The following is a 24,904-nucleotide window of genomic DNA, read 5'->3' as shown; positions in this document are numbered from 1 at the left end:
CACTTTACTCCTCACCACCAACCACAGTTTATCACATCTCGATCGCTTGTCAAGGGGTTAAGAGGATTTTTCTAATAAATCCACCCGAACACAACCGACTTCAAAGACCGCGTACCAGTGGCCGGCACTTTCATAAAAGTGGCTAATCTCGACACTTCTACCACTGTAGGGCAAGACAATCCGATCGCCAGCTTTCCGTTCTCCATATTCAGGCACTGGCTCCGGTTGCTCTATTTTCGGCAGTTTGGGAGCATCATGGGATTTACGGGGTTTAGGGGTTCGAGACCCTCGTTCTGGTTTAGCCGAGGACTGGGGTCTTTGGGGTCTTTGCACAATTTCCGGGCGCTTGGGCCGTTGAACCCTAGGGGGGTTTAAGGAAAGTTCCGGTTTGGAGTCAGGTTGGGACTCGGAGGGCTGGCGATCGCTAGAATTAGATTGGGTCATTTTTAAACGGAGAAAACGCAACACAAGCAGACTTGTGATCTATCCTATAGCGCTGGGCGCTGGTCATGGATAATGTTTGGTTCACCCAACTTAAACATTAAACCGGAATAACATCACATCCCCTTCTTGCACCACATACTCTTTCCCCTCACTGCGTACCCATCCTTTTTCCTTGGCCGCATTCATAGAACCGCTACTGACCAAATCCGGATAAGCAATGGTTTCTGAGCGAATAAAGCCCCGCTCAAAATCGGAATGAATCACTCCCGCCGCTTGGGGAGCTGTCATCCCTGCTTTAATTGTCCAAGCGCGGGTTTCCTTGGGGCCGGTAGTCAAGTAAGTCCGTAACCCTAACAGGCTATAGGTGGCGCGAATCAAGGACTTCAGGCCGCCCTCTTCTACACCCAAACTGGCAAGAAAATCATCCCGGTCTTCTGGGGGCAGTTCGATTAACTCCGATTCCACTTGGGCTGAAATCCTCACCACCTCGGCGGTTTCTTGGGCAGCAATTTTTTTGACCTGTTCTACCCATGCATTCCCCTCAGCTAAATCATCTTCAGACACATTGGCCGCGTAAATAATCGGTTTGGCACTCAACAGCCCTAGGCCTTTAACGCTGTCGAATTCCTCCTCGCTTAAGGGCGCTAAACGGGCAGATTGCCCCTCATTTAAGACTTCCATCAGCTTTTCTAGGGCGCTCACTTCTACCAAAGCGTCCTTGTTTCCCCTCGCTTGCTTACGAGCGCGGTCTAAGCGCCGTTCTACTTGAGCGAGATCGGCTAGGGCCAATTCTAGATTAATTACCTCAATATCCCGACTGGGATCAACAGAACCGGAAACATGAATGATATCATCATTTTCAAAGCATCGAACGACATGCACAATGGCATCTACTTCGCGAATATTGGCTAAAAACTGGTTACCGAGGCCTTCACCTTGACTGGCTCCTTGGACTAACCCTGCAATATCAACAAATTCCATTCGCGTGGGAACGATTTGTTCAGATTGGGAAAGTTTAGCCAACACCGAAAGGCGTTCATCGGGGACGGCAACCACCCCGACATTGGGTTCGATCGTACAAAATGGAAAATTAGCCGCCTGTGCTTTAGCATTGGCGACTAAGGCGTTAAATAACGTAGATTTGCCCACATTGGGCAGTCCAACAATTCCAGCTCTGAGCATTAGTGGAGTTTGTTAATGAAGTTTCAGGTTGTCAAGTTGATTTAAGTGTGTACCCAATCGCCAACTGGGTTGATTGAAAGTTATAGGATTTACCAAAGTGTCTCAAGCCAAAACCCCAATTTTAGATGCACTCCGGCACTATGCGACTCACGCTCATGCTCCGTTTTATACGCCCGGCCATAAACGGGGAGTGGGTATTTCTCGCCCTTTGGCGGATTTATTCGGGAGTTTGGTGTTTCAAGCGGATTTACCGGAATTGCCCGATCTGGATAATTTGTATGCTCCAGAGGGGGCGATCCGAGAAGCGCAAGATTTGGCTGCCCAAGCGTTTGGTGCAGATCGAACCTGGTTTTTGGTCAATGGTTCGACTGCCGGTGCGATCGCTGCAATTTTGGCGACTTGTACCAGTGGCGAGAAGATTATTCTACCCCGAAATATTCATAGTTCGGCGATTTCTGGGTTAATTCTCTCTGGAGCGATGCCAATTTTTGTTAATCCGGAGTACGACCCGGATTGGGATATGGTCAATAGTGTTACGCCGATGTCCATTGAGAAGGCGTTGACCCAACATCCGGATGCGAAGGCGGTGATGATGGTTTATCCGACTTATCAGGGGGTTTGTGGGGATGTGGGGGCGATCGCCAAGTTATGTCATGAATATAATATTCCCTTGATTGTGGATGAGGCCCATGGCCCCCATTTTCACTTCCATGAAGATTTACCGCCTTCAGCCCTATCCTGTGGGGCAGATGTGAGTATTCAATCGATTCATAAGGTTCTCGGAGCCATGACCCAAGCCTCGATGCTCCATCTGAAGGGGTCGCGGATCGATCCCCAAGCCATTCGGCGATCGCTTCAACTCGTCCAGTCTACCAGCCCCAGTTATTTACTGCTCGCTTCTTTAGATGCTGCTCGTCAGCAAATGGCTGTGCAAGGAGAAGTGCTGATTTCCCAAACTTTAGACTTAGCACAACGGGCTAAACAAAACCTGAAAACCCTTCCCCAATTAGCCATTTTAGAAGCCAAAATCAGTCGGGGATTTATGGCCTTAGATCCCACTCGCTTAAGTGTGAAAGTGAGTGGTTGTGGCTTGACTGGCTACGAAGTAGACAAGCTTTTGCACGATCGCCATGGCGTAATTGCTGAATTGCCCTCTGCCCAATATTTAACCTTTATTATTAGTTTGGGTAATACTCAGAACGATATCGAGCAATTGGTGCAAGGGTTATCCCAGGTTTGCCACACCCCAGGAACTCATCAATTTGACTCCCATCCTACGGTCTTACAACGATGGCAAGAAGAATGTTTATTTGTCCATCCTTCCTCCTTTTTAATTACTCCTTCCCTTTCTCCCCGTCAAGCCTTTTTCTCCCAGACCGAAACCTTACCCCTCGAACAAACCGATGAGCGCATTTGTGCGGAAATCATTTGTCCCTATCCTCCGGGAATTCCCGCCATCATGCCCGGTGAAATGATTAATATGTCTGCTTTAGACTATCTGCAACAGGTGTTATCCCTGGGAGGGACAATCACCGGGTGTAGCGATCCCACCCTGAAAACCTTAAAAGTTGTGAGACAATAGAAAATTGGGTGAAATGGGCAATGGTGACCCCAAGCCAGACCCATTTTTAATTTTTAATTTTTAATTGATCTTATGTCTCTTTGGCCCTTTGTTTCTCCCGGTATCCCTGACGATCTGTTTGAGCGGTTGCCTGGTATTCCCTTAAGTAAACGGGAGATCCGGTTATTGTTGATTTCGGCTATGCGGTTACGCAAAGATTCCGTGTTGTGGGACATTGGCGCAGGAACGGGGACAATTCCTGTGGAAACTGGGTTATTGTGTCCGGAAGGACGAATTTTTGCCGTCGAGCGCGATCATGAGGTAGCCAGCTTAATTCGTCGAAATTGCGATCGCTTTGAAGTCCAGAATGTAGACATTATTGAAGGCAGCGCCCCCGACTGTTTACAGGAAATTACCCTGCCTCCCCATCGGGTTTGTATGGAAGGGGGACGCTCCGTTAGACCGATTTTAGAAGCGGTCTGGAATTTGTTACTCCCAGAAGGGCGAATTGTTGCCACTGCCGCATCCTTAGAAAGTTTATATGCCCTCTCCGAAGGCTTTGCCCAGCTCCAAGTCCGCAACATCGAAGTCGTTCAGTCTGGGGTCAATCGTTTGGAAAAACGGGGCATGTATCAGGTTTTTGCCGCCGTCAATCCCATGTTTATTATTAGCGGCGAAAAGCTCGACTAACAAGCGCTTGATTGAAACGCCTGATTTATGGGCGATCGCTCTTTTTTTCTTTCAGACATTGAATCGCCCATTGAGTACGTGCGCGAACGCTTGGCTCTTCTTCCGGGTCTTGAAGTTGCTGTAGGTGATGAATAATTTTTGGGTAGAGACTCGGATCGATGCTTTCCCCTAGAGACCCTAAACCCACAACAGCAGCATAGCGCACCACCCATTCAGGATCTTCGGTGACTTGAAATAAGGTTTTCATCACGCGCTCTTGGGCCGCAGGAACCTCATTAGCGGGCAATTTTGACCATTGGATCGTACCGAGTCCCCTGGCAGCCCCCCGACGGACACTCATGGAAAAGTCCGTGGTGGCAGCGTCGAGCAAGGTTTCTAAAGCGTGAGGGTGACCAATTCCGGCTAGGGCGCGAATGGCCCAAGCTCGTCCCCCGTAGTTGTAATTATCAAGCAGTTGGAGTAAGTCATTGACGGCTAAATCTCCTAGGGCAATTAAGCCATCAACCGCAGCAACGGCGGCTCCAGGGTTGTTATAACTGAGGACTTGAATGAGGGTGGGGGCAGATTCGGGAATTTGGGCGGCGGCTAAGTCTTCTACTGCATTGATGAGGCGATCGGAGGAGTCGGCTTTTTCGATCGCCTCAAGAAGACTGGATAAGGAGGAAACAGAGGTTGTCATAGCAATTTCAAGTGATGGGCAAAAGTTAAATCAAATCCGATCGCCGGGGAACTTCGACCCAACGGTTTGTCTTATGGGATTGATGGGTTAAATCCATCAACAGTTGGGAGTATACCCCTTCTCGCAGGGTGGGAACAGTGGGTTGAGCAGAAGGGTTTTCTATCGTTTCTACCCAAGCATCCACCACGCGCATCAATGCGGTAATGCGTCCATCGGGGTGAGTTTGGGGAAACTCTAGGCGTTGGGGAATTTCTAGTTGGCTCAAAGGTTCGCCAAATTTGGCTCCTTGCAGGGTAAAGCCATAGATATAATCTTTTTGATTGGAACTGCCTAAAATTAGGGTTGCGCGATCGCCATACACTTCTACCCAATGCCCCCGTCCTTGATAGGCGATCGAACTGAGGGAGACTTGACAAAGTGTACCATCAGCGAGTTCGAGCATCAATAACCCCGTATCATCTGCGTCTACCAGTTTGAGTTCTCCCGTCGTCGGATCTCGGCGCTGGCTAATGGCGGTACTCAAGCGAGCCGATAGCCGCTTGATGTCTCCAAATAGCCAGGAAATATAGTCAAATGTATGGGAACCAATCGCCCCTAATGCTCCGCCTCCTTTCTCTTTTTGGGAATACCAATTCCAAGGACGATTCGGATCGGAGCGAGAGGGAGCCAACCAATCAATTTTAATGAACCGTTTTTCCCCCACATAATTATCAGCAAGCAGTTCTTTAACTCTTTGCCATGGGGGGACAAAGCGGAATTCAAAATCCATCGCTGCCACAACGCCTTGAGCTTGTGCCAATTGATAAAGGTCTTGGGCCGACTCAACAGATAGGGTGGTCGGTTTTTCCAGCAATAGATGTTTTTTCGCCTTCAGAACCGTTTTCGCCATTTCGTAGTGTAAAAAGGGCGGGGTAGAAATACTAACCGCTTCTACCTCTGGTAATTGGGCGATCGCCTCTACGGTATCTACAGCATGGGGAATTTGATGTTCGGCGGCGATCTTCTCAGCAGTCCCTAGATCCCGATGATACACTGCTACCACTTGAGTACGATGGTGATGCTTAAAAGCAGGGATATGGACTTTTTGACCAAATCCTGTGCCCACAATACCGATACCAATAGAAGACTGACTCATAGATTAGTTTTCCTCAGTAAATTTTCCAAACCCTAAAAACTGTATTAAACTAAAAAATTGCTCCTAATTTAATCCGTAACTGCATGTCTGAACTATTGCAATCCTTCCTCGATGGCGAAAAACCCAAGCATAAATCCTTTGCACTTCCCGGCTCCTATCCCCACTATACCCCCGATCGCCCCGGACAAGTCGAACATATTTTCCTAGATTTAGTCTTAGATATTCCCAAATCTCGATATAGCGGTTCCTGTACTCTCCATCTCAAACCCATTCGTAACGGTATTGAAACCCTCACTCTAGATGCAGTAGATCTAATCATAGAGAGTGTCAAAATCAACCACAAAACCCAAAATTTTGACTACAATGGTCAACAACTTCACATCCATCTAGACCCCCCTACCCAAGCCGAACAAACCCTAGAAATCCAAATTACCTATCGCGTCGAACATCCCCAAAGAGGACTCTATTTCATTCATCCCGATGCTCACTATCCCGACAAACCCATCCAAGTTTGGACTCAGGGAGAAGATGAAGACTCCCGTTACTGGTTCCCCTGTCTCGACTATCCCGGACAACTCTCGACTTCCGAAATTCGCGTACAAGTCCCGGCTAAATTTATGGCTATTTCCAATGGGGAACTGATCGACACCCAAACTCAAGGCAAAACCAAGATCTATCACTGGTTTCAAAAAGAAGTTCATCCCACCTATTTAATCACTCTAGCTGTGGGGGAATTCGTAGAAATCAAAGATCGATGGCAAGATAAACCCGTCACTTATTACGTGGAGAAAAGCCGCAAAGATGATGGTCAGAGAAGCATGGGCAAAACGCCCCGAATGATCGACTTTTTTAGTAACATCTTTGATTATCCCTATCCCTATCCCAAATATGCCCAAGTTTGTGTCGCTGATTTTATCTTTGGGGGCATGGAAAATACCTCAACAACCCTGTTAACCGATCGCTGTTTACTTGATAAACGCTCCTTACTCGATCATCCCTTCACCGAAAGTTTAGTCGCCCATGAACTGGCTCACCAATGGTTTGGGGACTTAGTGGTAATTAAACATTGGTCTCATGCTTGGATCAAGGAAGGGATGGCTTCCTATTGTGAGGTGCTGTGGACAGAACACGAATATGGCGCAGAGGATGCTGCCTATTATTACTTGAGAGAAGCCCGCAATTATATACAAGAGGATAAAACCCGCTACCGTCGCCCCATCGTCACCCATGTCTATCGGGAGCCAATCGAACTCTATGACCGCCATTTGTACGAAAAAGGAGCCTGTGTCTATCATATGATGCGGGCAGAATTGGGGGATGATTTATTTTTGAAGGCGATGCAAACCTTTGTCCGCAATCATGCTCACAGTACCGTAGAAACTGTGGATTTATTGCGAGCGGTTGAAGAAGCGACGGGGCGCAATCTGCTGTTTTTATTCGATCAATATGTCTATCGCGGGGGGCATCCCGATTTTAAGGTCAGTTACAGTTGGGATCGCGACCATAAGCTGGCGAAGGTGACGGTGGTGCAGACCCAAGCCAAAGATGATGAAAAAGCTTTATTTGATTTGAACATTCCCATCGGTTTTGGCTCGGTTGTGCCATCAGAGAAAGAAGGTCAAAAGCCGGAGGTGGCGATCGACTCCCATACGGTGAGAATTCATCAACGGGAAGAAAGTTTTTATTTTCCGTTAGAGGAGAAGCCCAGTTTTATCAGTTTTGATGTGGGCAATTGCTATCTGAAAACTGTGGTTTTAGAGTATCCTGTGCCTGAATTAAAGGCTCAGTTGTGTTACGATCCTGACCCCATTTCTCGGATTTACGCCATTAGCGCTTTAGTTAAGAAAGCCACGTTACCGGTGGTGAAGGCTTTGGCTGAAGCGCTGAAAACCGAAGCCTTTTGGGGGGTACGGGTGGAAATTGCCAAGGGTTTGGGTAAAATTCGCCTAGATCAGGGGTTTGAGGCTTTGTTGCCGGGTTTGAAAGATGGGGATGCGAGGGTTCGCAAGACGGTGATTGAGGCGTTAGGGAAGATCAAAACTAAGGCGAGTTATAAGGTGCTGAAGTCGGTTTTGGTCAATGGCGATCCGTCTTATCAGGTAGAAGCGGCTGCTGCTAGGGCAGTGGGGGCGATCGCCGCAATTAAGGATGAGCATACCCCGAAACCTCGTAAGGCGGTTAAACTGCTCAAGAAGGTGTTGGAAACCAAGGCCGGTTGGAATGAGGTGGTTCGCAGTGGGGCGATCGCCGGATTAAGTCAAATGCATCGTTCTCAAGGGGCCCTAGAGGTCATCCTCGACTATACTCAGGCTGGTATTCCTCAAGCTCTGCGTTTAAGTGCTATTCGTGCTTTAGGTACGGCCTCCTCTGGTCAAGATGAAGCCCAGGTGGAACAGGTGTTAGCGCGGTTAGAGAGTCTATCGGCCGAATCCTTTTTCCTGACGCAAATGGCGACGATCCAGGCTTTGGGAGGGATGAAAACGGCAAAAGCGATGGAGATTTTACAGGCGATCGCCGCTTCAACCCCAGATGGCCGGGTGCAACGTCGAGCAGAAGAAGCTGTGCAAAAGGTGCAGAAGGCGATCGGCTCTGATAGCGCTATAGAGACCCTACGACAAGAGATGGAGCAGTTGAAGAAAACCAATCAAACCTTAAAAAGTCGGGTCGAAGCCTTAGAAGCCAAAGAATCCTAGCTCCTTAATTAGATTCAATGATTTGTAGGTTGGGTTTCGTTTCTCAACCCAACCTACGAGAAAAGGGTGAAGGTATGGGTTGAAGAACTCGGTTTCTTGCATCCGGCGATCGCCAAAACCAACCGATTTAGTGCTATTTCAATAGACTATAAATATCGATCCCGATACTCTGGAGTCCCCTTAATTCACCAAACTCCCATAAGCAGCATCATTACCCTGTTTAATCACCTCATCATAAAGCTGTTCCACCTGAGAAATATTCCGATTCAGGGTATAGCGCTCTAGTACCCGTTGCCGCGCCTTTTGTCCCAGCATAATACTTAATTCCGGATGGTCTCGAAACAAGGGAAGCAAGGTTTGTAACTCAGTGGTAACTCGATTGGCATTCAAAATCACCCCGGCTCCCTTTTCCAACACCTCACCATCTGCGCCCACATCCGTTGCCATACAAGCCGTTCCGCAGGCCATGGACTCCAACAGAGACAGGGATAACCCCTCCACAAAAGAAGGAAGAATAAACACATCTGTTCCCCGTAATATCTCGATCCGTCGCTGCTCATCGCCAATAAAGCCCAACCAAATCACCCCCTGTTCTGTACCATAGGAGGCTTTTAAGGAACTCTTCAGGGGGCCCGTGCCGACGATCGCCAATTTGCACCCCGGCCCCAAGTCTGCCATCCTCCAAGCCTTGAGCAAAGATTCTACATTTTTCTCGATCGCAATCCGTCCTTGATACAAAAATAACCGCTCCGCCTGCAAATCCTGCTTAATCAAAGAGGGGCCGGGGGAATATTTCAGCGCATCCACCCCATTCGGAATCACCACCACCTTCGATTTGGGAACCCCCAGTTTAATCAGAATCTCGCGCTGAATCTGGGAAAACACAATCGTTTTATCATAATTAGCCAAACAAGGGGCATAGAGTTGATAGGTCAGTTGTTGAGTTCCCGAAGAAAAATTGCGTAATTTGCGGTCAAAGGCCGGATGAAACGTAGCCACCAAAGGTAAATCCAAATCTTGGCAGATTTCCGGCAACAAAAAATCCAGAGGAGACAGAGTTAACGACGCATGAACCAGATCCGGTTGCAAAGAATGGAGCGATCGCGCTAAAACCTTAGACGAACTGAACGTCGGAATCGTATAAATCGTCGATTTATACAAACAAGGAATCGGCACTTCCGGACAATCGGGCCATCCTTCCGGAGACCCGCGATCGCCATTCGATAGCAGTTCTGCCACCCCATCCTCCGAGGCAAAATGAAAAAAGCTCACCTGATGTCCCCGGTCAAGCAACGCATTGGTCACCTCACGGGAATAAGTGACATTACCACAGAACGGAGATTTTTTACCAAGCCAAGCGATATGCATTCAAGTGCCAAAAAGGGGATAGGGAGATGGGGAGATAGAGGGTCTTGTGCAGCCCAAACTGCCATATCGCACCAAGGATGCCCAAAATTATCGGGTAGGAGACGATGGCCATTGATCCCGACCTCCTGTACGGGAAATATACCAGGTTGAGACTCCCCCTGCGAAGACCAAAGCCGCTAAAGCCAGTAAAACCGACTGAATTCCTAGCCATGCTTCTGCCACACTCACCAAAGCCAGAGGAAAACTCAAAGCAATATTAATGGCGTTATTTTGCAAGCCAAAAACCTTACCCCGCATTGCTTCGGGCGTTTGCGATTGGATCGTAGTTTGCATGGGAATGCCAATGAACGCGGCCGATGCACCTAACAGACCAATCCAAAATAGAGACCATCCCAAAGATTGAACTGTAAATGACAAACCTAACAGGGAGCCAGCCATACCCATCGATCCGATCAGACTCAATTGGGCATTCGAGGCCCAACGATGGCCAAATTCTCCCACGACAGCAGCACTAATGCCCAGGCCGAGACCGCCAATGGCTAATAAAAAGCCAAATTGCGACGCTTCGAGATTGGGAATCAGTTCCGCAATACGAACGGCTAACACGGCTAAAGCGGCAAAAATGCAGGAGAGAATAATCAGTTGTAAAATCGCATTGCGAACCCGATGGCGATCGCGCAAAACGTTCAATCCATCCCGCAGATCCTGGAAAACATGGGGATGTTCGTGGTCGGGAGGATAAGTATTTTCCTTGGTATTCACCACCAATAAAATCACACCGGCCAGCAGATAACCGCCTCCCACCAAGAATTCTTTACCCAGTTCGCCATTGCCTAAAATCGGGCTAATCAGGTGGCTGGCCAGGTCTAGAAGCGGGTCTCCCAGGGCAAATCCCAAGATAATGGAGGCCATCATGGTGGAAGTATAGAGGGAATTGGCCGGCAGGAGCAGATGGCGCTTGACAATTAGGGGGATAATGGATTGTTCAGCCGGGGCAAAGAATTGGGTTAGGGTAGAGACGACAAAGGTAATCCCTAAGAGCAAAGCAAACCCTAGGGGAATATCGATCGCCAAATCTATTCCTGTAGAGAGGCTCAGACATAGGGGAATGGTGAGGACAAAGGCTCCCCGGAGCAAGTTTGTCAGCACCAAGACGGATTTTTTCGGCCAGCGATCTACAAATACACCGGCTAAGGAGCCAAACAGAACCGCCGGAATGGTAAAGGCAATCATGATCGCCGAAACCCAACCGCTAATGGTTTGTCCCTGTTGTTCAAAGCGGCTGGTAATAATGGCAATCATTAACACCAGATAGACCTTATCGGCTAACTGGGAAAATACTTGACCACTCCACAGGGTGAGAAAATTGCGGTTCTTTAGCACTGCACCCAGGCTAGGGGAGGGTGGAGCAGAATTAGGGGTAGGGGTTTGGGGGGTTACTTTTATATCAGTTTTGGATAAGGACATAGGCAATGGCGAACTGGGTAATGGTCGCTAGTTAAAATGTATAAAAATGCTGTAAACTTCAGGGATCTTTGGGCAAGTTGGCCAGGCAAGGTTCCATGAGCGTTGCTGCTCGGATCGGGCGATCGAAATGATATTGGGCATAGGCACGCAGGAGATGTTCTAGGGAAGGCCAGAGATTTTCTGTTCCTTGTTCTAGTTTAGGGAGTTCTGGCCCCGCTAGATGCTGGAGCGTCCATAATTGGCTGGCGTTGAGGGAAAATGCTTGGGTTTGGGGGGATTTTTTGGCTAAATTTCGCACCTGATAGGAACCGCCAGATTCCTTAACCTGAAAGGCTTGTGGCTCTTTTTCCTGGCTGACAAGACCACCGGAGGCGATGTTAAATTGGATTTGCCACTGGGGATCTTGGAAATTAGGCGCGATCGCCTTTCCGGTGCGGCAACAATGCTGCACTTGGGGCGCAATCCCCGCCAGAGCCAGCAGGTGAAAGGTTCCTTGGATCAGATGGGGTAAAGTAAGATTGAGACTGCTGGCTTCCAGGCGATCGAGGTGGAGAAGCAGTAGATCGTAGAGGTCACTTTGGGAGCCATTACTCAAGGCTTGACAGAGGGCTAATTCGGCTAAATATTGGCTGGCTGTGAGTTTGAGTAAATGTTGACTTAATTTAGGATAGGATTTAATCGTTTGCGCTTGAATAATTTTATCGAGCGATCGCCCCTTCACCACCAACAACTCATTCACCACAAACAGCCCACTGCGTCCCCCCAAACTCGATTTCGCTTTTCTCGCTCCGGGGGCGATCGCCCGAATGAGGCCAAATTCAAAAGTTAACACCGTTAATAGGCGATCGGATTCCCCCATCGGCATTCCCTTCAAATTAATACCCGTCGCCTTATAGGTTTGACTCATAAATCTTAAGAGAGTCCGAGAGAACAAAGATGATTCTAGGTTTACAGCACTTTGGGCGGTTGAGGTACAGGCACAAGATCCCCCTAAATCCCCCTTGAAAAGGGGGACTTTATACTGCCCCCCTTTTTAAGGGGGGTTGGGGGGATCGAAATGCAGGGCACAGAGAAAGAAAACTGCTGTATATTCTTTCTTAGGTCGGCGATCGCCCTAGATTAGGCTATCATGAAGATTACGGATTGATAAAGTAAATGATGAACAATTGGCAAGAACACCTTGAGATTAACCCCAATATTTGTCATGGGAAGCCTTGTATAAAAGGAACTCGGATTATGGTTTCTGTAATCTTAGATAACTTGGCAGAGGGAGTCACAGTAGAACAAATTGTAGCCGATTATCCACCCTTGAGTCAGGAGCAGGTGCGATCGATTCTAAACCATTCAGGAGGTAACTAAACATGGCTGTCCTCATTCCAGATGATATTCTCAAAGCTGCCGAAATGTCCGAAGCACAGTTGAAGCTGGAGATTGCAATTCTGCTCTTCCAACAAGACAGAATTAGTATAGGCAAAGCGCGTCATTTAGCCGGGATGCACTTGTTAGAGTTTCAGAAAGAAATTGCTAGTCGCGGTATTTGCATTCATTATGATGTTGAAGAATTTGAAGAGGATATGAAAACCTTGCAAGCTCTCGGTCGTCTATGATTGTTATCAGCGATACTTCGCCCATTACTAATTTAGCGGCTGTTGAACTTTTAAATTTTTTACCTATAAGGATTGAATTTAGGCCACGTTGTTGAAACCAGATCTGGATCGACGAGTGCCATTCTTCTCTTCATATCATCTGAATAGAACTTTTGTCCAACTTCATCTGCAAATAGTTTGCCTAGGTAAGTTAAGTTAATATATTTGTGGTTAATATCAATAAGTTCTAGCGATGAAAGCTCTTCCCAAGTCTGGGTACATATTTCTAAAACGTCAGTTTCATAAGTTGTATAGAACAACTCTCGATCAATGCCCATCTTGAGTCCAAGCATAACTGTTCTTCTCATGCGTTCCTCATTACTGAGAAACTCTCCCTTCCAAATTGGCAAAGTTTTTTTTGCGATAAATTCTTGATAAAGTTTTACGTCATTAATATTGTAATACTGCCAGCCATTTACATAGGAGTAAGATGATGCTCCAATTCCTAAAAGTTCTACCTCATCACTTCTTCGCCAATTGAAGTCTTGATATGTATGGAAGTAAAAGTCATCTTTTATAAACCAGTCAACAGGATTTTGTATATAACCTAACTCACCCTCCATTTTTTCAAAGCTCATCGCGTGCATCAACAACAAGTCTTCATCAGAAGGGAAGGTTTCAGGACTTTTTTTCCAAAGCTTAAATTCGGGAGTCCCCCGCTTTAGCCTTAAATAATACATTGTTGTTGATGCCGGAAGCAGTTGAGCAACTTTACTTAAACTTTCTTCCCACATGAAAACCTTTTGATCTTTAAGTCCATAGATAAGATCGAGATTAATATTTTCAAAACCTAGCGCTCTTGCCCTTTCAAAAGTCTCTACTGCTTCTGAAGCAGTGTGCCTTCTATTTTCTGAAACCAAAAGAGTATCATTAAAGCTTTCAACTCCAATATTAATTCGATTAACACCTTGTTCTCCTAGAATCCTGAGTTTTTCTAGAGTTCCGTTTTCAGGATGAATTTCAAAAGAAACTTCTGCTTTGGGAAGCAAGGTGATATAATTATTGACAACCTGAAATAGCCGATCTACTTGATATGCAGTCATGTAACTAGGTGTACCACCACCAACATATACAGACGCAGCATATATCTTACCGAAACGCTCTTTGTGTATGATGAGTTCTTGCTCAATAGCATCTAAGTATGTATCTACTTGCTCAGGAGATCTGCCAAATTGCTTGTAGTAATGGCAGTAGTAACATTCTGAAGTGCAAAATGGTATATGGATGTATAGAGCAACAGTTTTTTGGTCACACTTATTCACTTCGTATGGATAGACATCAGCACAAGAAATTGTTTCCATCGCTTGCATTGAAGGATAAGCAATATTCAGGAAATATGAAGAGCGATCTCGCCATATACCAGCTTCTCTAATTTGCTTCAGGGGAAGCGAGGCAAGCCTTCTTGCTGCCTTAGTCGCAAGACTAGAATTTGACATTATCCTTACCTCCCATGAAAAGTCTAAAAAATTATTCGGTTACTTTTTCAAGAGGGTTCTACTTCCTCATTGCTAGTATTCTGTATGGAAGAGCTTTTAGCTCGGCAGCAGGCCCACAAATACGCTGATCGAATCCTCTACTTTGTAAAGCTCTAATCTCTGGTTTGTAAAGAGAATATTTTGAGGTACATTCAATTACACGAATACTTCCCTTGTAAATCATCAGCCTTACTTTTCCAGTTATAGCTTCTTGAGATTTATCAATAAACGCATCTAAGTCTGCTTTTAATGGGTGAAACCAATCACCATTGAAAACTAACCGTGCCCATTCAGAGTCTACCGTTTCTTTAAATCTTAATTCATCTTTTGGAAAACAAACACGCTCTAGATTTTTATGTGCTTCTAATATAATCACTGCTCCTGGAGCCTCGTAAAATTCGCGAGATTTTACATCAATAACGTCTTGCTCCCAAGTATCAATAAACCCAATTCCATTTTGGCCGCCTACAGTATTCAAGTGGTTAAGAATTTCCTTGAGTGACATTTCTTTATTGTCAACAGCAATAGGAATACCGTTTGAAAATTCTATATCAAGATAGGTTGATTCATCTTTTGCCTGTTCAATCGGAACATACCAAATCCACACATCAGGTGGTATTTGATCTAGGCTGGTAATAGCTCCACTAGCAATTGATCGACACCAAATTGTTTTATCATCTCCACCAAACATAGCCTCGTAGTAGGCTATTCCAAAGTATTCTGCTAGTTGTTTTTCATCGACACGAGATAAATCAAATTCTCTGATTGGTTGAATTGTTCTGATTCCAGATCCAAATAGCTCAAAGGTGTTTCTCATTCTAAATTGGTCATTGCTCTTCCCCGTCGTTCCTTCTGAAACTGCATCACACTTGTGTTCTAAGGCAATTTCAGTCACTTTTTTGGCAATTAAATGGCGTGTCATTGCAGTAGCAAGTGGATAACCTCCATAGCTAGAGTTGGCTTTGATAGCTTTGCTAACCCACTCAGACAGAAATTCCTCCTCCGCGTCAAGGTGTATTACATCTAGATCTAGCGATGAAGCTTGAGTGCGAGCTTTTTCTATTTCAACTGCACCTTGCCCAACATTTACATTAATTAATAAAACTTGTTCTGTATGATAAAAATTTTGAAGTAGCTTGATACAAAGGGTTGAATCTAAACCTCCAGAATATGCTAGGGCAACTTTCTTAGCTGGTTGAAGCTGAATAGTTTTAATTTGTTCTATTAATTGTTGACTCATTTTTTTCTCCTGATAGTCAGATGGAAGCGACTTACTTTAAGAATAAACATTTATAATGAACTTGTAAAGCAAAAAAAAGTATAACCAAGTGCAGAGTTAAACGTTTTTAAAAAGTCTTCATTAGTAACCAAAAGTCTAATTTAGCTGCAAAAGGTTGCAAAAGGGTTAAAAAAGTAGTAAAATTGCAAAACTCATATATGTATCTCTGATGAATGTCAAGGAAGTCCTCGCCTGGGCTGATAAATTAGTGCTTGCTAAAACTGGCTCCCACCTAAATAGCCTGCAACAAGCTGTGTTAATTGGGGTTTGGAATGGTCAAAAATATAAACAAATTGCGGATAATTATCACTGTACTGAAGTAAATGTGAAAAGGGTGGCGGGTGAGTTGTACAAGTTTTTATCGGAAGAGTTGGAGGAAAAAGTTAATAAGTCAAATTTGCGTGCTGCAATGCAAAGATACTATATTGCTAACCATGCACATATTAGTAATAGTAATCATGTTTCATACAATATCAATGTTTGTGGAGAACAATTGAATTGTGGTGAAACTGGAAAAAAGGAATTAAATTCTATAATCAATCAACCAAATAAAATTCACGATCGCACCCACATCCCCAAATACGATCGCCTCTATCCCCACCGCACAGAGGAACTCAACACGCTCAAACACTGGATACTCAACGAAAATAGCGCCATTATCACCATCTATGGGTTATCAGGAATGGGAAAAACAGCCCTCGCAACCCAACTCGTAGACGATATCGCAGAGCATTTCGATCGCCTAATCTGGTATAGTCACCGCACCTTCCCCAATCTTAACGCCCTCACCACCGACTTGATCCAATTCCTCTCCCAAGGAGACGCAACCGAACATCGCGCACTACTCGACTACTTGCGATCGCACCGTTGCTTCATTATCCTCGACGACTTCCAGGAAACCCTCACCCCTGGAGAACTCGTTGGGCGCTACTTACCCGAATACCAGAATTTTGGTAAACTGCTGCAAGATATTGGGCGATCGCCCCACAACAGTTGCTTACTGATTCTCAGTTGGGAACAACCCCCAGAAATAGCTACCCTCGAAGCAGAAAACCGTCCTTGTCATAGCCTATTATTATCCGGTTCTGTCCAACTCGCGCAAGAACTCTTAAAAAACAAAGGATTAAGCGATCCAGAGCAATGGTTAGAACTCATCAACCGCTACAGTCAAAACCCCTCATGGCTTAACATTATTGCTGCGACGATCCAAGACCTATTTAACGGTAGCGTCGCCCAATTCTTATCCTATCCAAACCTATTTTTAGGCGATATAGAACTCATCATCATAGAACATTACCAGCGCTTATCTCCCTCAGAAAAATCTTTGTTATCCTACTTAGCTCATCAAGAGGACATCAGCGATCTGTCTAATATTCCTTCAGAACCATTCCCCTCAGAATTCAATCTGTTAGCCAACATTTACTCTTTAAGAAAACGGGGCTTAATTCAAACATCTCTAGACTCTAAACACTTCCAGTTGATTCTAGAACCCATCATTCAACACTATAGCGCTTCGCACGACAATGACGAACAGTTGGAACGATCCCCCTAAATCCCCCTTAAAAAGGGGGACTTTTACTGCCCCCCTTTTTTAAGGGGGGTTGGGGGGATCGATAAGTGTTATCATTAGACTAATTACAGGGTTCAAATCAAAGATGAGAAAAGAAACTCTTAACACCATATTAAACGAAACCTGTCAAGGACTGAAAACCCTGTATGGCCAGCAAATTGACCAAATCATTCTCTATGGTTCTCAAGCAAGAGGTGATGCAGAACCTGACTCAGATATCGATCTTTTAATTATCCTGAAACAAGACTTCCAATACTCTAAAGAGAGCAACAGAATTAGCCAAACAATTGCCGATTTATGCTTAGAACATAATACGTTGATAAGCTGCGCTTTGGTCAGCAGTCGCCAATTCCAAGAGTATAACAATAGCTTCTTTCGTAACATCCGCAAAGAAGGAATACCCCTATGACACCGGAACAACAAAAATTGCTAGAAAAAGCGACTCGCAGTCTACAAGCTGCCAGAGAATTAAACCGTAAAGGTTTTCCTGATTTTGCGGCATCGCGCACTTACTACGCTATGTTTTACATTGCCACAGCATTTTTAGAAGGCGAGGGGTTGTCCTACTCTAAACATTCAGCCGTTATCGCTGCTTTCGGTAGGATATTTGCTCGCACGAACCGCATTCCCGTTGAGCTACATCGCTATCTCATTGATGCGGAAAGAATCCGATTAAGAGCCGATTACAATACCGAACTTGATATTTCAGAAACTGATGTGGAACAACTGCTATCTCAGGGGGAAGAAATGCTGAATTTTGCTTTAGGGAATATCGATTCATTGCCCCCATATTCACCATAGCTGATACAGTCCACTGGGTTAGTTAGGGCGATCGCCTGGCAGAGGGTGGTTTAAAACCCTATCCCCCTATCCCCCCATCACAGCTTGTTACCCATTACCAGGGCGAAGCGCCCGATCGCGCTCCTCAATTAACATCATCCCCCGTGAAGTCCCTAACCGGGTTGCTCCAGCCTCAATTAAGGCATAAGCTTGTTCTAAATTCCGAATGCCACCAGAAGCTTTAATCCCCACATTCCCACGGCTAATAGACTTCAACACCTTCACATCCTCCACCGTTGCCCCCCCTTGCCAACCCGTACTCGTTTTCAAGAACGCCACCCCCGCATCTAAACAAAGCTCTGCGGCTAATCGTTTTTCCGCCTCCGTTAACACCGTCATCTCCAAAATCCCCTTCACCGTTTGCCCCGTTTCCTCACAAATTTGGGCCATTTCCCGATGCACTTCTTCCGTTTTGCCCGCCTTCAGTAAACCAATATTCATCACCACATCCAATTCTACGGCTCCATGCTCAACCGCTTCTTGCGCTTCATAGAGCTTTACCCCTGGGGTTGTTGCGCCAGTGGGAAAGCCAATCACCGTACACACTTTAGTCGGTTTTCCCTGCAAGATATCCGCCGTTTGCCGCACGTAAACCGGAGATACACAAACTGTAGGAAAATTCATCGCCATTGCCTGTTCGCACCATTGTTGCACCTGCTCCGGGGTTGCTGTTGGATGCAACAGGGAATGTTCGATATAGTCAGCAATATCAATATCTGAATAGTCTAAAGCCATAATCCCTAGTGAGCCTTGATTTGGGTTAACCTCTATTTTCCGGATAAAGGGGACACAAAGCAACCGGATAGGATGGGTGGGGGGATGGGGAGATGGGGGGATAGGGGAGATTACTGATTAGTGATTACTGATTACTCATGAAAAGGAAGGGAAATTACAAATTCAGTGCCTTGTCCCAATTCTGAAGAACAGGTAATTTTTCCACCATGTTTTTCTGTGACAATATCACAGGCGATCGCCATGCCCAATCCCGTTCCTTTCCCGACTTCCTTAGTCGTAAATCCCTGCTCAAATATTTTTTCTTGTACGGATAAGGGCATTCCCATTCCATTGTCCATAATTCTAACGATTATATCCTTTTTATCTGTGCTTATCTCTGTGGAAAGAGTGATACAATTATTGTTTTTTTCTATCTCTTGAAATGTTTTTGATTTAGTCTTTTCTTCGAGAGCATCGATCGCATTGGCTAATATATTCATAAAAACTTGATTGATTTGACCTGGATAGCATTTTATTTCCGGAATATCGCCATAATTTTTCACGATTTCAATAGCGGGGCGTTTATCGTTGGCTTTCAGGCGGTATTTTAAGATAAGTAATGTACTGTCAAGACCCTCATGTAAATGAAACTCGGTTTTGACCTCCGTATCCGTGCGGGAAAAGGTTCGCAAAGATGTACTAATATTAGCAATTCGTTTTACTCCTTTTTCCATAGAAGCAATATTTTTGGGAATATCCTCCAGCAAAAAATCGAGATCCACTTCTTGAATTGCTTCTGCCAGTTGAGGACTTGGTTCCGGATATGCTTGGCGATAGCCTTTAACAATTTCCGTCAGATCGACCAGACATTCCTGAAGCATACTGAGATTGCCCCCAATAAACCCCAAAGGATTGTTAATTTCATGAGCAACACCAGCGACGAGATTCCCCAAGGTGGCCATTTTTTCCTGTTGAACCAATTGCATTTGTGACGATCGCAATTTTTCCAACGCCTGGGTTAAATCAGCCGTGCGCTGCTGGACTTGTTGCTCCAGTTGTGCCATGAAGTTTCGCAACTGTAAATGGGTTTTCACTCGTGCCAGCATTTCCACCTCGCGAAAGGGTTTGGTAATGTAATCCACCGCTCCCAAGTCAAATCCTTTGCTAATGCTCTTGTCATCGGATAGGGCAGTCAGAAAAATGATGGGAATGTTGGCAGTATGGGGATTTTCCTTAATTTTTCGACAGGTTTCAAATCCATCCATGCCGGGCATCTGAATATCCAGGAGGATGAGATCGGGAATATAGTTTTGTAAGCGCTTGATCGCCCGATCGCCATTGGTTACAGTCGCCACCGTATAGCCCGCAGGAGATAACACATCAGCTACCACTCGCAAATTGGCTGGCGTATCGTCAATGGCTAAAATTTCGGCTTTATTGTCCATGAGAGCCTCCTTCGCTGAGATATTGTTGTAGGATATCTTCAATTTCCTCAGTTGCAAATTGGTTGGCCAGATCGAGTAAGGGTTGGGCAAAAGGGATATAAGTGGAATCGTTCCGAGCCAGTTCTTCGAGGGACTCACATAAATCTTTGACCCGATCTTGCTGGGCCAAATCTAATAAGGTAGTGAGGATGGCAGGTGCTGGCAGAACCATTTGGCTTGACTTTCCGGGAGCTACATCCGTATTCTCTTGCTCTTCATAAATCCATCGCAAATCCAAGCATTCCCCGATCGCGGATAATAACTCTCGCCCATTGATGGGTTTGCCGATGAAGTAATTGCCGCCGACATCGATCGCTTGATAGCGATCCATTTGGGTGACGGATGCGGAAGAGACAATTACTTGGTGATGCTGCAAGTCCTGAGAACTGCGGATCTGGTGAAGGAACTCAAAACCATCCATCACGGGCATAACGAGGTCGGTGACGACTAAATCGATTTGTGCCTCCCGCAGTTTTTCTAAGCCTTCGCAACCGTTTTCGGCTTCGACGGTTTTAAGGCCAAGGGGTGCGAGTAAATTCGAGACAACGGTGCGATTTTCCCAGCGATCGTCCACCACGAGAATTGTGCGCGGCTCTCCCTGGTAGCCGATGATGCGATCGCGCCTGGGATGTCGAGCATTATCGCTTCCTTCCCAACCGATCTGTTGTTCTGCCCAGTCTAAAGCTAGGGGAAAGCACACCGAAAAGGAAAATTCGCTGCCCTTACCGAATTGGCTGGTGACTTCAATGGTGCTACCCATTAAGCCGACAATTTGCTGGGAAATGGCTAGTCCTAACCCAGTTCCTTCGGATTGTTTGTGGCGATCGCCCACCTGTTCAAAGGCTTGGAAGAGTTTGCTCAGATCGGTTTCGGCAATGCCAACTCCAGTGTCGATCGCTTGGAACAAGAGTGTGACACTGGTTTCGGACTCGTCGAGAACATCGATCCGCAGAGTCACCGCACCGCGATCGGTAAATTTAATCGCATTGCCCAACAGATTGATTAACACCTGTCGCAGGCGCTTTTCATCGGCTTTCACGCCCTCCGGCAGGCGAGAGCTGGGCTGATAAATGAAGTTAATTCCTTTTTGTTCGGCTTTAATTCTGCACATTTCCACCACACTTTGCAAGATGGAGGGCAAATGAATGGCAGTGGGATTCAACTCCAGTTTGCGAGCTTCAATTTTGGAGAGATCTAAGACATCGTTAATCAACGTCAGCAAGTGAGAACCGCATTGGTGAATGATATTCACGCCCTTGCTGTCTGCGTCGGAGAGAGTTTTGGAGCGTCCTAAAATTTGGGCGTAGCCGAGAACACCGTTGAGGGGGGTTCTTAATTCGTGGCTCATGTTGGCCAAAAATTCGCTTTTGGCTTGGTTGGCATTGTCGGCGGCTTCTTTGGCGACTTCTAATTCTAGGGTGCGTTCTTGCACTTTTTCTTCTAGGGTATCGATCGCCGATCGCAACTGCGCCGTCATGGTATTGAACGCGCGAGCCAATTGACCAATTTCACTGCGCGATTCCATGTCTGCACGGGCGCTTAAATTCCCCTCGGCGATTTGCTTGGCAGTCTCGGTCAAGCGTTGAATGGGAGAAGCAATTACATTCGCCATGCCAAACCCTACACCAAGGGCGGCAAGAGTGGTTCCCAAACCCAGCAGGAGGTTATGGCGAGTTTGAATATCTATCGGTTGCAGAAAAACGGATTTCGGACGCAAATAGGCGATCTTCCAAGGTTGAATTTGGCTCAGTTGGATCGCGCCAGCATACTCTATTTGCTGCTGTTGAGAAAGAATGGTACTGAAGTCGGGGCGATCGGGGTTAAAATCGGCCGCCAATTTGTCAAATTCTGTTAGTTGAGTGGCACTCTCTTCTGGGAGGGAAGCGGGCAAGCGAGAAGTTTCTTGTAACTGCTCAAGGGTTTCGGGTTCGACAGGAGCGAGAAATCGAAATAGAATTTCTTGAGGCAGGCTGCCATCATCTCGATAGCCTTGGGCCAAGCGCAAATTATACTCATCAAGCAGAATAGGAAAGGAAAAAGAACCGGCTAAATTATTACTTTCGAGGATCAGATATTGGAGTTTAGCCGCGCTATATTGACTGCGAAGCACGCCAACGACTTCTCCGGTTTGGCGATCGCGGATCGATTGGCTGAAATATAAATAAGGCTGACCGTCAACTTCAGAAAATTCTACATTAGAAACAAAAGGCTCACCCGTTTCTAGGGCAATTTGGAAATAGTCGCGATTGGACTCATCTCGTCCCATCTGAGAGGACTGGGTATCGAGGAGATTCTTGCCCTCGGTATCGAGCAGAGCGGAGGAAACCAAGAAAACTTTATCTTTGGCGATTAAACTATTTAAGGTATTGAGGGCCTGCTCTTTCAGAGTTTCAGCCGGGCTGGGTGTGGCTTGTAGATAGGCGGCCAGGATTTCCTGTTGCGCTTCGGTAAAAATAACCGTTAAATTGATGCGCATGAAGGCATCCAGGGTGGCAGCCGTTTGGGATGCGGCCGCATTCAGGGATTGATTGGCCGATGCAATCAAGGCGGTGCGCGTACTGGTGTAATTCCACCAAGCGAAGCCCGCAAGGGGAGTCAGGGCAATGAAGCAAAATACGCCTAAAAGTTGATGGCGTAAACTGTACTGATAAAAAAAACGCTCAATTCGTGAGCCAATATTCCCAGGAGGAGCTTTCATGGTTTGGTCTTAGAAGGTTTCTGTTGCTCTGGCAGCCGCTTCTGCCATATTGTTTAGGGTAGTTTTGATGCTCTGTTGGTCGGTCATTAGTTTTCCCAGCTCTACAGGGAAGCGATCGAAACCCAAGTTAATCCAATTAGGATGGTGGGGTTCCGTTCCCATGCGATTTTCAATAGCATCTAGGGTAACCTGAAAATAATTGGTAACTTGGGGATTATCTCCAAACCCCGCTTGCAATCGAGGATCTCTATAGGTGCTGCGGCGAGTGCTGTTGGTTTTAGCTAGAATCGCCGTGCGGGTGAGAATATCGGCACTGGTGAGCCATTGCAAAAACACCCAGGCTGCATCTTTATTTTTGCTGTAACGAGACAGGGCCAAACTGCTGCCCCCTTGATTGCTAATTCCTGGAACTTCTCCAAAGCTGCATTCACTCTTTGGACGCAGGAGAATTTCTTGGGGACAAGGAGCAACGGCTACTCTTCCAGAAATTTGGGAGCCAGGTGAACCTTCAAACCAGGGAAACCTTTCTCCCCAAGAGATAAACAGGGCGGCGCGACCTTGGCGAAAAGCTTCTGCTTCCCCATCCCAGTCCCAGGTTATGGCTTCGGGGGGAGCGTATTGCCGTTGAGCCAGCATATATTCTAGGGCGGCGATCGCGCGATCGTCATTAATGGCTGGCTCTCCATTGGCATAATAGGTCGATCCACCATGTGCCCACAACCAAGCCGTCATATTACAAAACAAGCTGTAATGCTCTAGCTTCCACTGGCCGACTGTTCCATAGACTTGCGGTGCTTTGGCTTCGCTAATCTTTTGCATCGTCCCCAAGTAATCTGCCATCGTCGTCGGCACAGATAACCCCAATTCTTCCAAAATATCGGGGCGGTAGAACATGATAAATATGGGGATATCATAGGGGATAGCAGCCAACTGTCCTTGATAAGAGGAAACATGGGCAACTAAAGAGGGGAAAAAGTCCTCAAAGTTGTAGTTCGGATATCGCAGCTCGCTGTTTTCCAGCAGTTCTTTAGGATTGACCCCAACCTCAAGAAAACGACCAATCCAAGCCTGATCCCAATACATGATGTCATAGGTTCCGGCTTCTCTGGCGATATCTTGCTCAATTCGTCCTAAAACGCGATGGAGGGGAAGTAGATCCCATTGCACATCGATTCCCGTTAGGGGAGTGAATTCGGTTTGCATTAATTCGCGAGCGACTCTTACACCCGGTACATCTTCTATTACCAATCGTAGAGTCGTACCAGAAAATCTTTTGCCTACGTCTTTGAGAAAGTGATAAGCATCAGTTCCTACAATACTTGCCGATTGGGAACCGCGAGTGGCTTCCAGGGATAATTGAACGGCAGAAGGGGGGGACAAGCGGCGACAGGCATTCAATACAGAAGTTGCACTCCATCCCAGAGCGGCTGAGGCTCCCCAGCGCAGTATATCTCGTCTTTTCATCAGAAAAATTGGGTCTGAAACCCCGCCCTTCCAGGGGGGCTTTACTAACCATAGGCTACCACAATTACATCTTAGGTGCTACCCTGTAAAAAATCCTTTGACTCCAACATGGAAAGAGCATTTAACTACCGATTTTACCCAACCTTAGAGCAAGAGTCCCTATTGCGGCGAACTTTGGGTTGTGTAAGATTAGTTTACAACAAAGCGCTCCATGAAAGAACTCAGGCTTGGTATCAACGACAAGAAAGAATCGATTACGCTCAAACATCTTCTCTGTTGACCGCCTGGAAAAAACAAGAAGAGTTAGATTTCTTAAACGAAGTCAGTTGTGTCCCCTTGCAACAGGGGTTAAGACACCTACAAACCGCATTTACCAACTTTTTTGCCGCGCGTGCCAAATATCCCAACTTCAAGAAAAAACACCAAGGAGGGAGTGCTGAGTTTACCAAATCCGCATTCAAGTTCAAAGAAGGTCAAATCTATTTAGCCAAATGTAAAGAACCCTTAGCCATTCG

Annotated in this window: 22 protein-coding genes; 9 read left to right on the top strand and 13 right to left on the bottom strand. The window is 46.2% G+C overall.

All coding sequences use genetic code 11. From position 1 onward, the window contains the following. Nucleotides 1-57: 57 nt before the first annotated feature. Both PJF56_RS20095 and ychF read right to left on the bottom strand, forming a co-directional pair. Nucleotides 58-444 (bottom strand): hypothetical protein, encoded by a 387-nt coding sequence (locus PJF56_RS20095; protein ID WP_283764498.1) that lies wholly within the window; start codon nucleotides 442-444, stop codon nucleotides 58-60. A 90-nt stretch (nucleotides 445-534) separates the two neighbouring features. After that, on the bottom strand, nucleotides 535-1,626 hold the full coding sequence (gene ychF / locus PJF56_RS20090) for a redox-regulated ATPase YchF (protein WP_283764497.1): 1,092 nt from the start codon (nucleotides 1,624-1,626) through the stop codon (nucleotides 535-537). A 97-nt stretch (nucleotides 1,627-1,723) separates the two neighbouring features. Between ychF and PJF56_RS20085 the strand changes: the two genes are divergently transcribed. Together PJF56_RS20085 and cbiT are read left to right on the top strand one after the other, a co-directional pair. Further along, complete coding sequence (locus PJF56_RS20085; RefSeq protein WP_283764496.1) at nucleotides 1,724-3,208, top strand: aminotransferase class I/II-fold pyridoxal phosphate-dependent enzyme; 1,485 nt, start codon at nucleotides 1,724-1,726, stop codon at nucleotides 3,206-3,208. Nucleotides 3,209-3,280: 72 nt separating this feature from the next. After that, a complete protein-coding gene (cbiT, locus tag PJF56_RS20080; protein ID WP_283764495.1) occupies nucleotides 3,281-3,877 on the top strand; it encodes a precorrin-6Y C5,15-methyltransferase subunit CbiT in 597 nt (198 codons plus the stop codon). Between the two features lie 25 nt (nucleotides 3,878-3,902). Here the strand turns inward: cbiT and cpcF are convergent, their stop codons facing one another. Both cpcF and PJF56_RS20070 read right to left on the bottom strand, forming a co-directional pair. Further along, nucleotides 3,903-4,556: a C-phycocyanin alpha-cysteine-84 phycocyanobilin lyase subunit CpcF gene (cpcF, locus tag PJF56_RS20075; RefSeq protein ID WP_283764494.1), complete on the bottom strand. Its 654-nt coding sequence runs from the start codon at nucleotides 4,554-4,556 to the stop codon at nucleotides 3,903-3,905. Between the two features lie 25 nt (nucleotides 4,557-4,581). Further along, a complete protein-coding gene (locus PJF56_RS20070; protein ID WP_283764493.1) occupies nucleotides 4,582-5,691 on the bottom strand; it encodes a Gfo/Idh/MocA family protein in 1,110 nt (369 codons plus the stop codon). An 83-nt stretch (nucleotides 5,692-5,774) separates the two neighbouring features. Between PJF56_RS20070 and PJF56_RS20065 the strand changes: the two genes are divergently transcribed. After that, nucleotides 5,775-8,384, top strand: coding sequence for a M1 family metallopeptidase (locus PJF56_RS20065; protein WP_283764492.1), 2,610 nt, complete (start codon nucleotides 5,775-5,777; stop codon nucleotides 8,382-8,384). Nucleotides 8,385-8,564: 180 nt separating this feature from the next. Here the strand turns inward: PJF56_RS20065 and PJF56_RS20060 are convergent, their stop codons facing one another. From PJF56_RS20060 to recO, 3 genes are all read right to left on the bottom strand, one after another. Beyond that, entirely contained in the window at nucleotides 8,565-9,752 is a 1,188-nt protein-coding gene (locus PJF56_RS20060; protein WP_283764491.1) for a glycosyltransferase family 4 protein, read from the bottom strand. 87 nt (nucleotides 9,753-9,839) lie between these two features. After that, nucleotides 9,840-11,219, bottom strand: a complete 1,380-nt coding sequence (locus PJF56_RS20055; protein ID WP_283764490.1) for an MFS transporter — start codon at nucleotides 11,217-11,219, stop codon at nucleotides 9,840-9,842. Nucleotides 11,220-11,277: 58 nt separating this feature from the next. After that, on the bottom strand, nucleotides 11,278-12,126 hold the full coding sequence (recO, locus tag PJF56_RS20050; RefSeq protein WP_283764489.1) for a DNA repair protein RecO: 849 nt from the start codon (nucleotides 12,124-12,126) through the stop codon (nucleotides 11,278-11,280). 251 nt (nucleotides 12,127-12,377) lie between these two features. Between recO and PJF56_RS20045 the strand changes: the two genes are divergently transcribed. Together PJF56_RS20045 and PJF56_RS20040 are read left to right on the top strand one after the other, a co-directional pair. Beyond that, nucleotides 12,378-12,578: a DUF433 domain-containing protein gene (locus tag PJF56_RS20045; protein ID WP_283764488.1), complete on the top strand. Its 201-nt coding sequence runs from the start codon at nucleotides 12,378-12,380 to the stop codon at nucleotides 12,576-12,578. A 2-nt stretch (nucleotides 12,579-12,580) separates the two neighbouring features. Then, a complete protein-coding gene (locus PJF56_RS20040; RefSeq protein ID WP_283764487.1) occupies nucleotides 12,581-12,826 on the top strand; it encodes a UPF0175 family protein in 246 nt (81 codons plus the stop codon). Between the two features lie 59 nt (nucleotides 12,827-12,885). Here PJF56_RS20040 and PJF56_RS20035 read toward each other — a convergent pair whose 3' ends face one another. Both PJF56_RS20035 and PJF56_RS20030 read right to left on the bottom strand, forming a co-directional pair. Next, a complete protein-coding gene (locus PJF56_RS20035; protein ID WP_283764486.1) occupies nucleotides 12,886-14,301 on the bottom strand; it encodes a coproporphyrinogen-III oxidase family protein in 1,416 nt (471 codons plus the stop codon). Between the two features lie 58 nt (nucleotides 14,302-14,359). Then, nucleotides 14,360-15,580, bottom strand: coding sequence for an argininosuccinate synthase (locus PJF56_RS20030; protein ID WP_283764485.1), 1,221 nt, complete (start codon nucleotides 15,578-15,580; stop codon nucleotides 14,360-14,362). Nucleotides 15,581-15,788: 208 nt separating this feature from the next. On the opposite strand from PJF56_RS20030, the gene PJF56_RS20025 reads away from it, so the two are divergent. The 3 genes from PJF56_RS20025 to PJF56_RS20015 all read left to right on the top strand — a co-directional run bounded on the left by PJF56_RS20025 (nucleotide 15,789) and on the right by PJF56_RS20015 (nucleotide 17,990). Then, nucleotides 15,789-17,171 (top strand): helix-turn-helix domain-containing protein, encoded by a 1,383-nt coding sequence (locus PJF56_RS20025; protein ID WP_283764484.1) that lies wholly within the window; start codon nucleotides 15,789-15,791, stop codon nucleotides 17,169-17,171. 103 nt (nucleotides 17,172-17,274) lie between these two features. Continuing rightward, complete coding sequence (locus PJF56_RS20020) at nucleotides 17,275-17,598, top strand: nucleotidyltransferase domain-containing protein (RefSeq protein ID WP_283764483.1); 324 nt, start codon at nucleotides 17,275-17,277, stop codon at nucleotides 17,596-17,598. Next, nucleotides 17,595-17,990: a HEPN domain-containing protein gene (locus tag PJF56_RS20015; protein ID WP_283764482.1), complete on the top strand. Its 396-nt coding sequence runs from the start codon at nucleotides 17,595-17,597 to the stop codon at nucleotides 17,988-17,990. Before PJF56_RS20020 ends, PJF56_RS20015 begins: the two co-directional genes overlap by 4 nt. An 87-nt stretch (nucleotides 17,991-18,077) precedes the next feature. On the opposite strand, the gene deoC is transcribed toward PJF56_RS20015, so the two are convergent. The 4 genes from deoC to PJF56_RS19995 all read right to left on the bottom strand — a co-directional run bounded on the left by deoC (nucleotide 18,078) and on the right by PJF56_RS19995 (nucleotide 24,389). After that, nucleotides 18,078-18,764, bottom strand: a complete 687-nt coding sequence (gene deoC, locus PJF56_RS20010; protein WP_283764481.1) for a deoxyribose-phosphate aldolase — start codon at nucleotides 18,762-18,764, stop codon at nucleotides 18,078-18,080. Nucleotides 18,765-18,895: 131 nt separating this feature from the next. Next, complete coding sequence (locus tag PJF56_RS20005; RefSeq protein ID WP_283764480.1) at nucleotides 18,896-20,188, bottom strand: hybrid sensor histidine kinase/response regulator; 1,293 nt, start codon at nucleotides 20,186-20,188, stop codon at nucleotides 18,896-18,898. Next, nucleotides 20,178-22,925, bottom strand: coding sequence for an ATP-binding protein (locus PJF56_RS20000; protein ID WP_283764479.1), 2,748 nt, complete (start codon nucleotides 22,923-22,925; stop codon nucleotides 20,178-20,180). The genes PJF56_RS20005 and PJF56_RS20000 overlap by 11 nt, the downstream gene beginning before the upstream one ends. A 9-nt stretch (nucleotides 22,926-22,934) precedes the next feature. Beyond that, complete coding sequence (locus tag PJF56_RS19995; RefSeq protein WP_283764478.1) at nucleotides 22,935-24,389, bottom strand: ABC transporter substrate-binding protein; 1,455 nt, start codon at nucleotides 24,387-24,389, stop codon at nucleotides 22,935-22,937. A gap of 108 nt (nucleotides 24,390-24,497) precedes the next feature. On the opposite strand from PJF56_RS19995, the gene PJF56_RS19990 reads away from it, so the two are divergent. Then, the coding region (locus tag PJF56_RS19990) for an RNA-guided endonuclease InsQ/TnpB family protein (protein ID WP_283764477.1) at nucleotides 24,498-24,904 on the top strand (407 nt) is incomplete at its 3' end.

Source organism: Roseofilum halophilum BLCC-M91 (assembly GCF_030068445.1).
Classification (GTDB): Bacteria; Cyanobacteriota; Cyanobacteriia; order Cyanobacteriales; family Desertifilaceae; genus Roseofilum; species Roseofilum halophilum.
This window is presented reverse-complemented; position numbering and strand designations above follow the sequence as displayed.

Bases quoted from the DNA above. Each gene is read 5' to 3' on its own strand.
- PJF56_RS20005 (WP_283764480.1), bottom strand. From the start codon at position 20,188: ATGGACAATAAAGCCGAAATTTTAGCCATTGACGATACGCCAGCCAAT.
- PJF56_RS20065 (WP_283764492.1), top strand. From the start codon at position 5,775: ATGTCTGAACTATTGCAATCCTTCCTCGATGGCGAAAAACCCAAGCAT.
- deoC (WP_283764481.1), bottom strand. From the start codon at position 18,764: ATGGCTTTAGACTATTCAGATATTGATATTGCTGACTATATCGAACAT.
- PJF56_RS20070 (WP_283764493.1), bottom strand. From the start codon at position 5,691: ATGAGTCAGTCTTCTATTGGTATCGGTATTGTGGGCACAGGATTTGGT.
- PJF56_RS20015 (WP_283764482.1), top strand. From the start codon at position 17,595: ATGACACCGGAACAACAAAAATTGCTAGAAAAAGCGACTCGCAGTCTA.
- PJF56_RS20060 (WP_283764491.1), bottom strand. From the start codon at position 9,752: ATGCATATCGCTTGGCTTGGTAAAAAATCTCCGTTCTGTGGTAATGTC.
- ychF (WP_283764497.1), bottom strand. From the start codon at position 1,626: ATGCTCAGAGCTGGAATTGTTGGACTGCCCAATGTGGGCAAATCTACG.
- PJF56_RS20095 (WP_283764498.1), bottom strand. From the start codon at position 444: ATGACCCAATCTAATTCTAGCGATCGCCAGCCCTCCGAGTCCCAACCT.
- PJF56_RS20020 (WP_283764483.1), top strand. From the start codon at position 17,275: ATGAGAAAAGAAACTCTTAACACCATATTAAACGAAACCTGTCAAGGA.
- PJF56_RS20045 (WP_283764488.1), top strand. From the start codon at position 12,378: ATGAACAATTGGCAAGAACACCTTGAGATTAACCCCAATATTTGTCAT.
- PJF56_RS20055 (WP_283764490.1), bottom strand. From the start codon at position 11,219: ATGTCCTTATCCAAAACTGATATAAAAGTAACCCCCCAAACCCCTACC.
- PJF56_RS20035 (WP_283764486.1), bottom strand. From the start codon at position 14,301: ATGTCAAATTCTAGTCTTGCGACTAAGGCAGCAAGAAGGCTTGCCTCG.
- PJF56_RS20030 (WP_283764485.1), bottom strand. From the start codon at position 15,580: ATGAGTCAACAATTAATAGAACAAATTAAAACTATTCAGCTTCAACCA.
- cbiT (WP_283764495.1), top strand. From the start codon at position 3,281: ATGTCTCTTTGGCCCTTTGTTTCTCCCGGTATCCCTGACGATCTGTTT.
- recO (WP_283764489.1), bottom strand. From the start codon at position 12,126: ATGAGTCAAACCTATAAGGCGACGGGTATTAATTTGAAGGGAATGCCG.
- cpcF (WP_283764494.1), bottom strand. From the start codon at position 4,556: ATGACAACCTCTGTTTCCTCCTTATCCAGTCTTCTTGAGGCGATCGAA.
- PJF56_RS20025 (WP_283764484.1), top strand. From the start codon at position 15,789: ATGAATGTCAAGGAAGTCCTCGCCTGGGCTGATAAATTAGTGCTTGCT.
- PJF56_RS20000 (WP_283764479.1), bottom strand. From the start codon at position 22,925: ATGAAAGCTCCTCCTGGGAATATTGGCTCACGAATTGAGCGTTTTTTT.
- PJF56_RS20040 (WP_283764487.1), top strand. From the start codon at position 12,581: ATGGCTGTCCTCATTCCAGATGATATTCTCAAAGCTGCCGAAATGTCC.
- PJF56_RS19995 (WP_283764478.1), bottom strand. From the start codon at position 24,389: ATGAAAAGACGAGATATACTGCGCTGGGGAGCCTCAGCCGCTCTGGGA.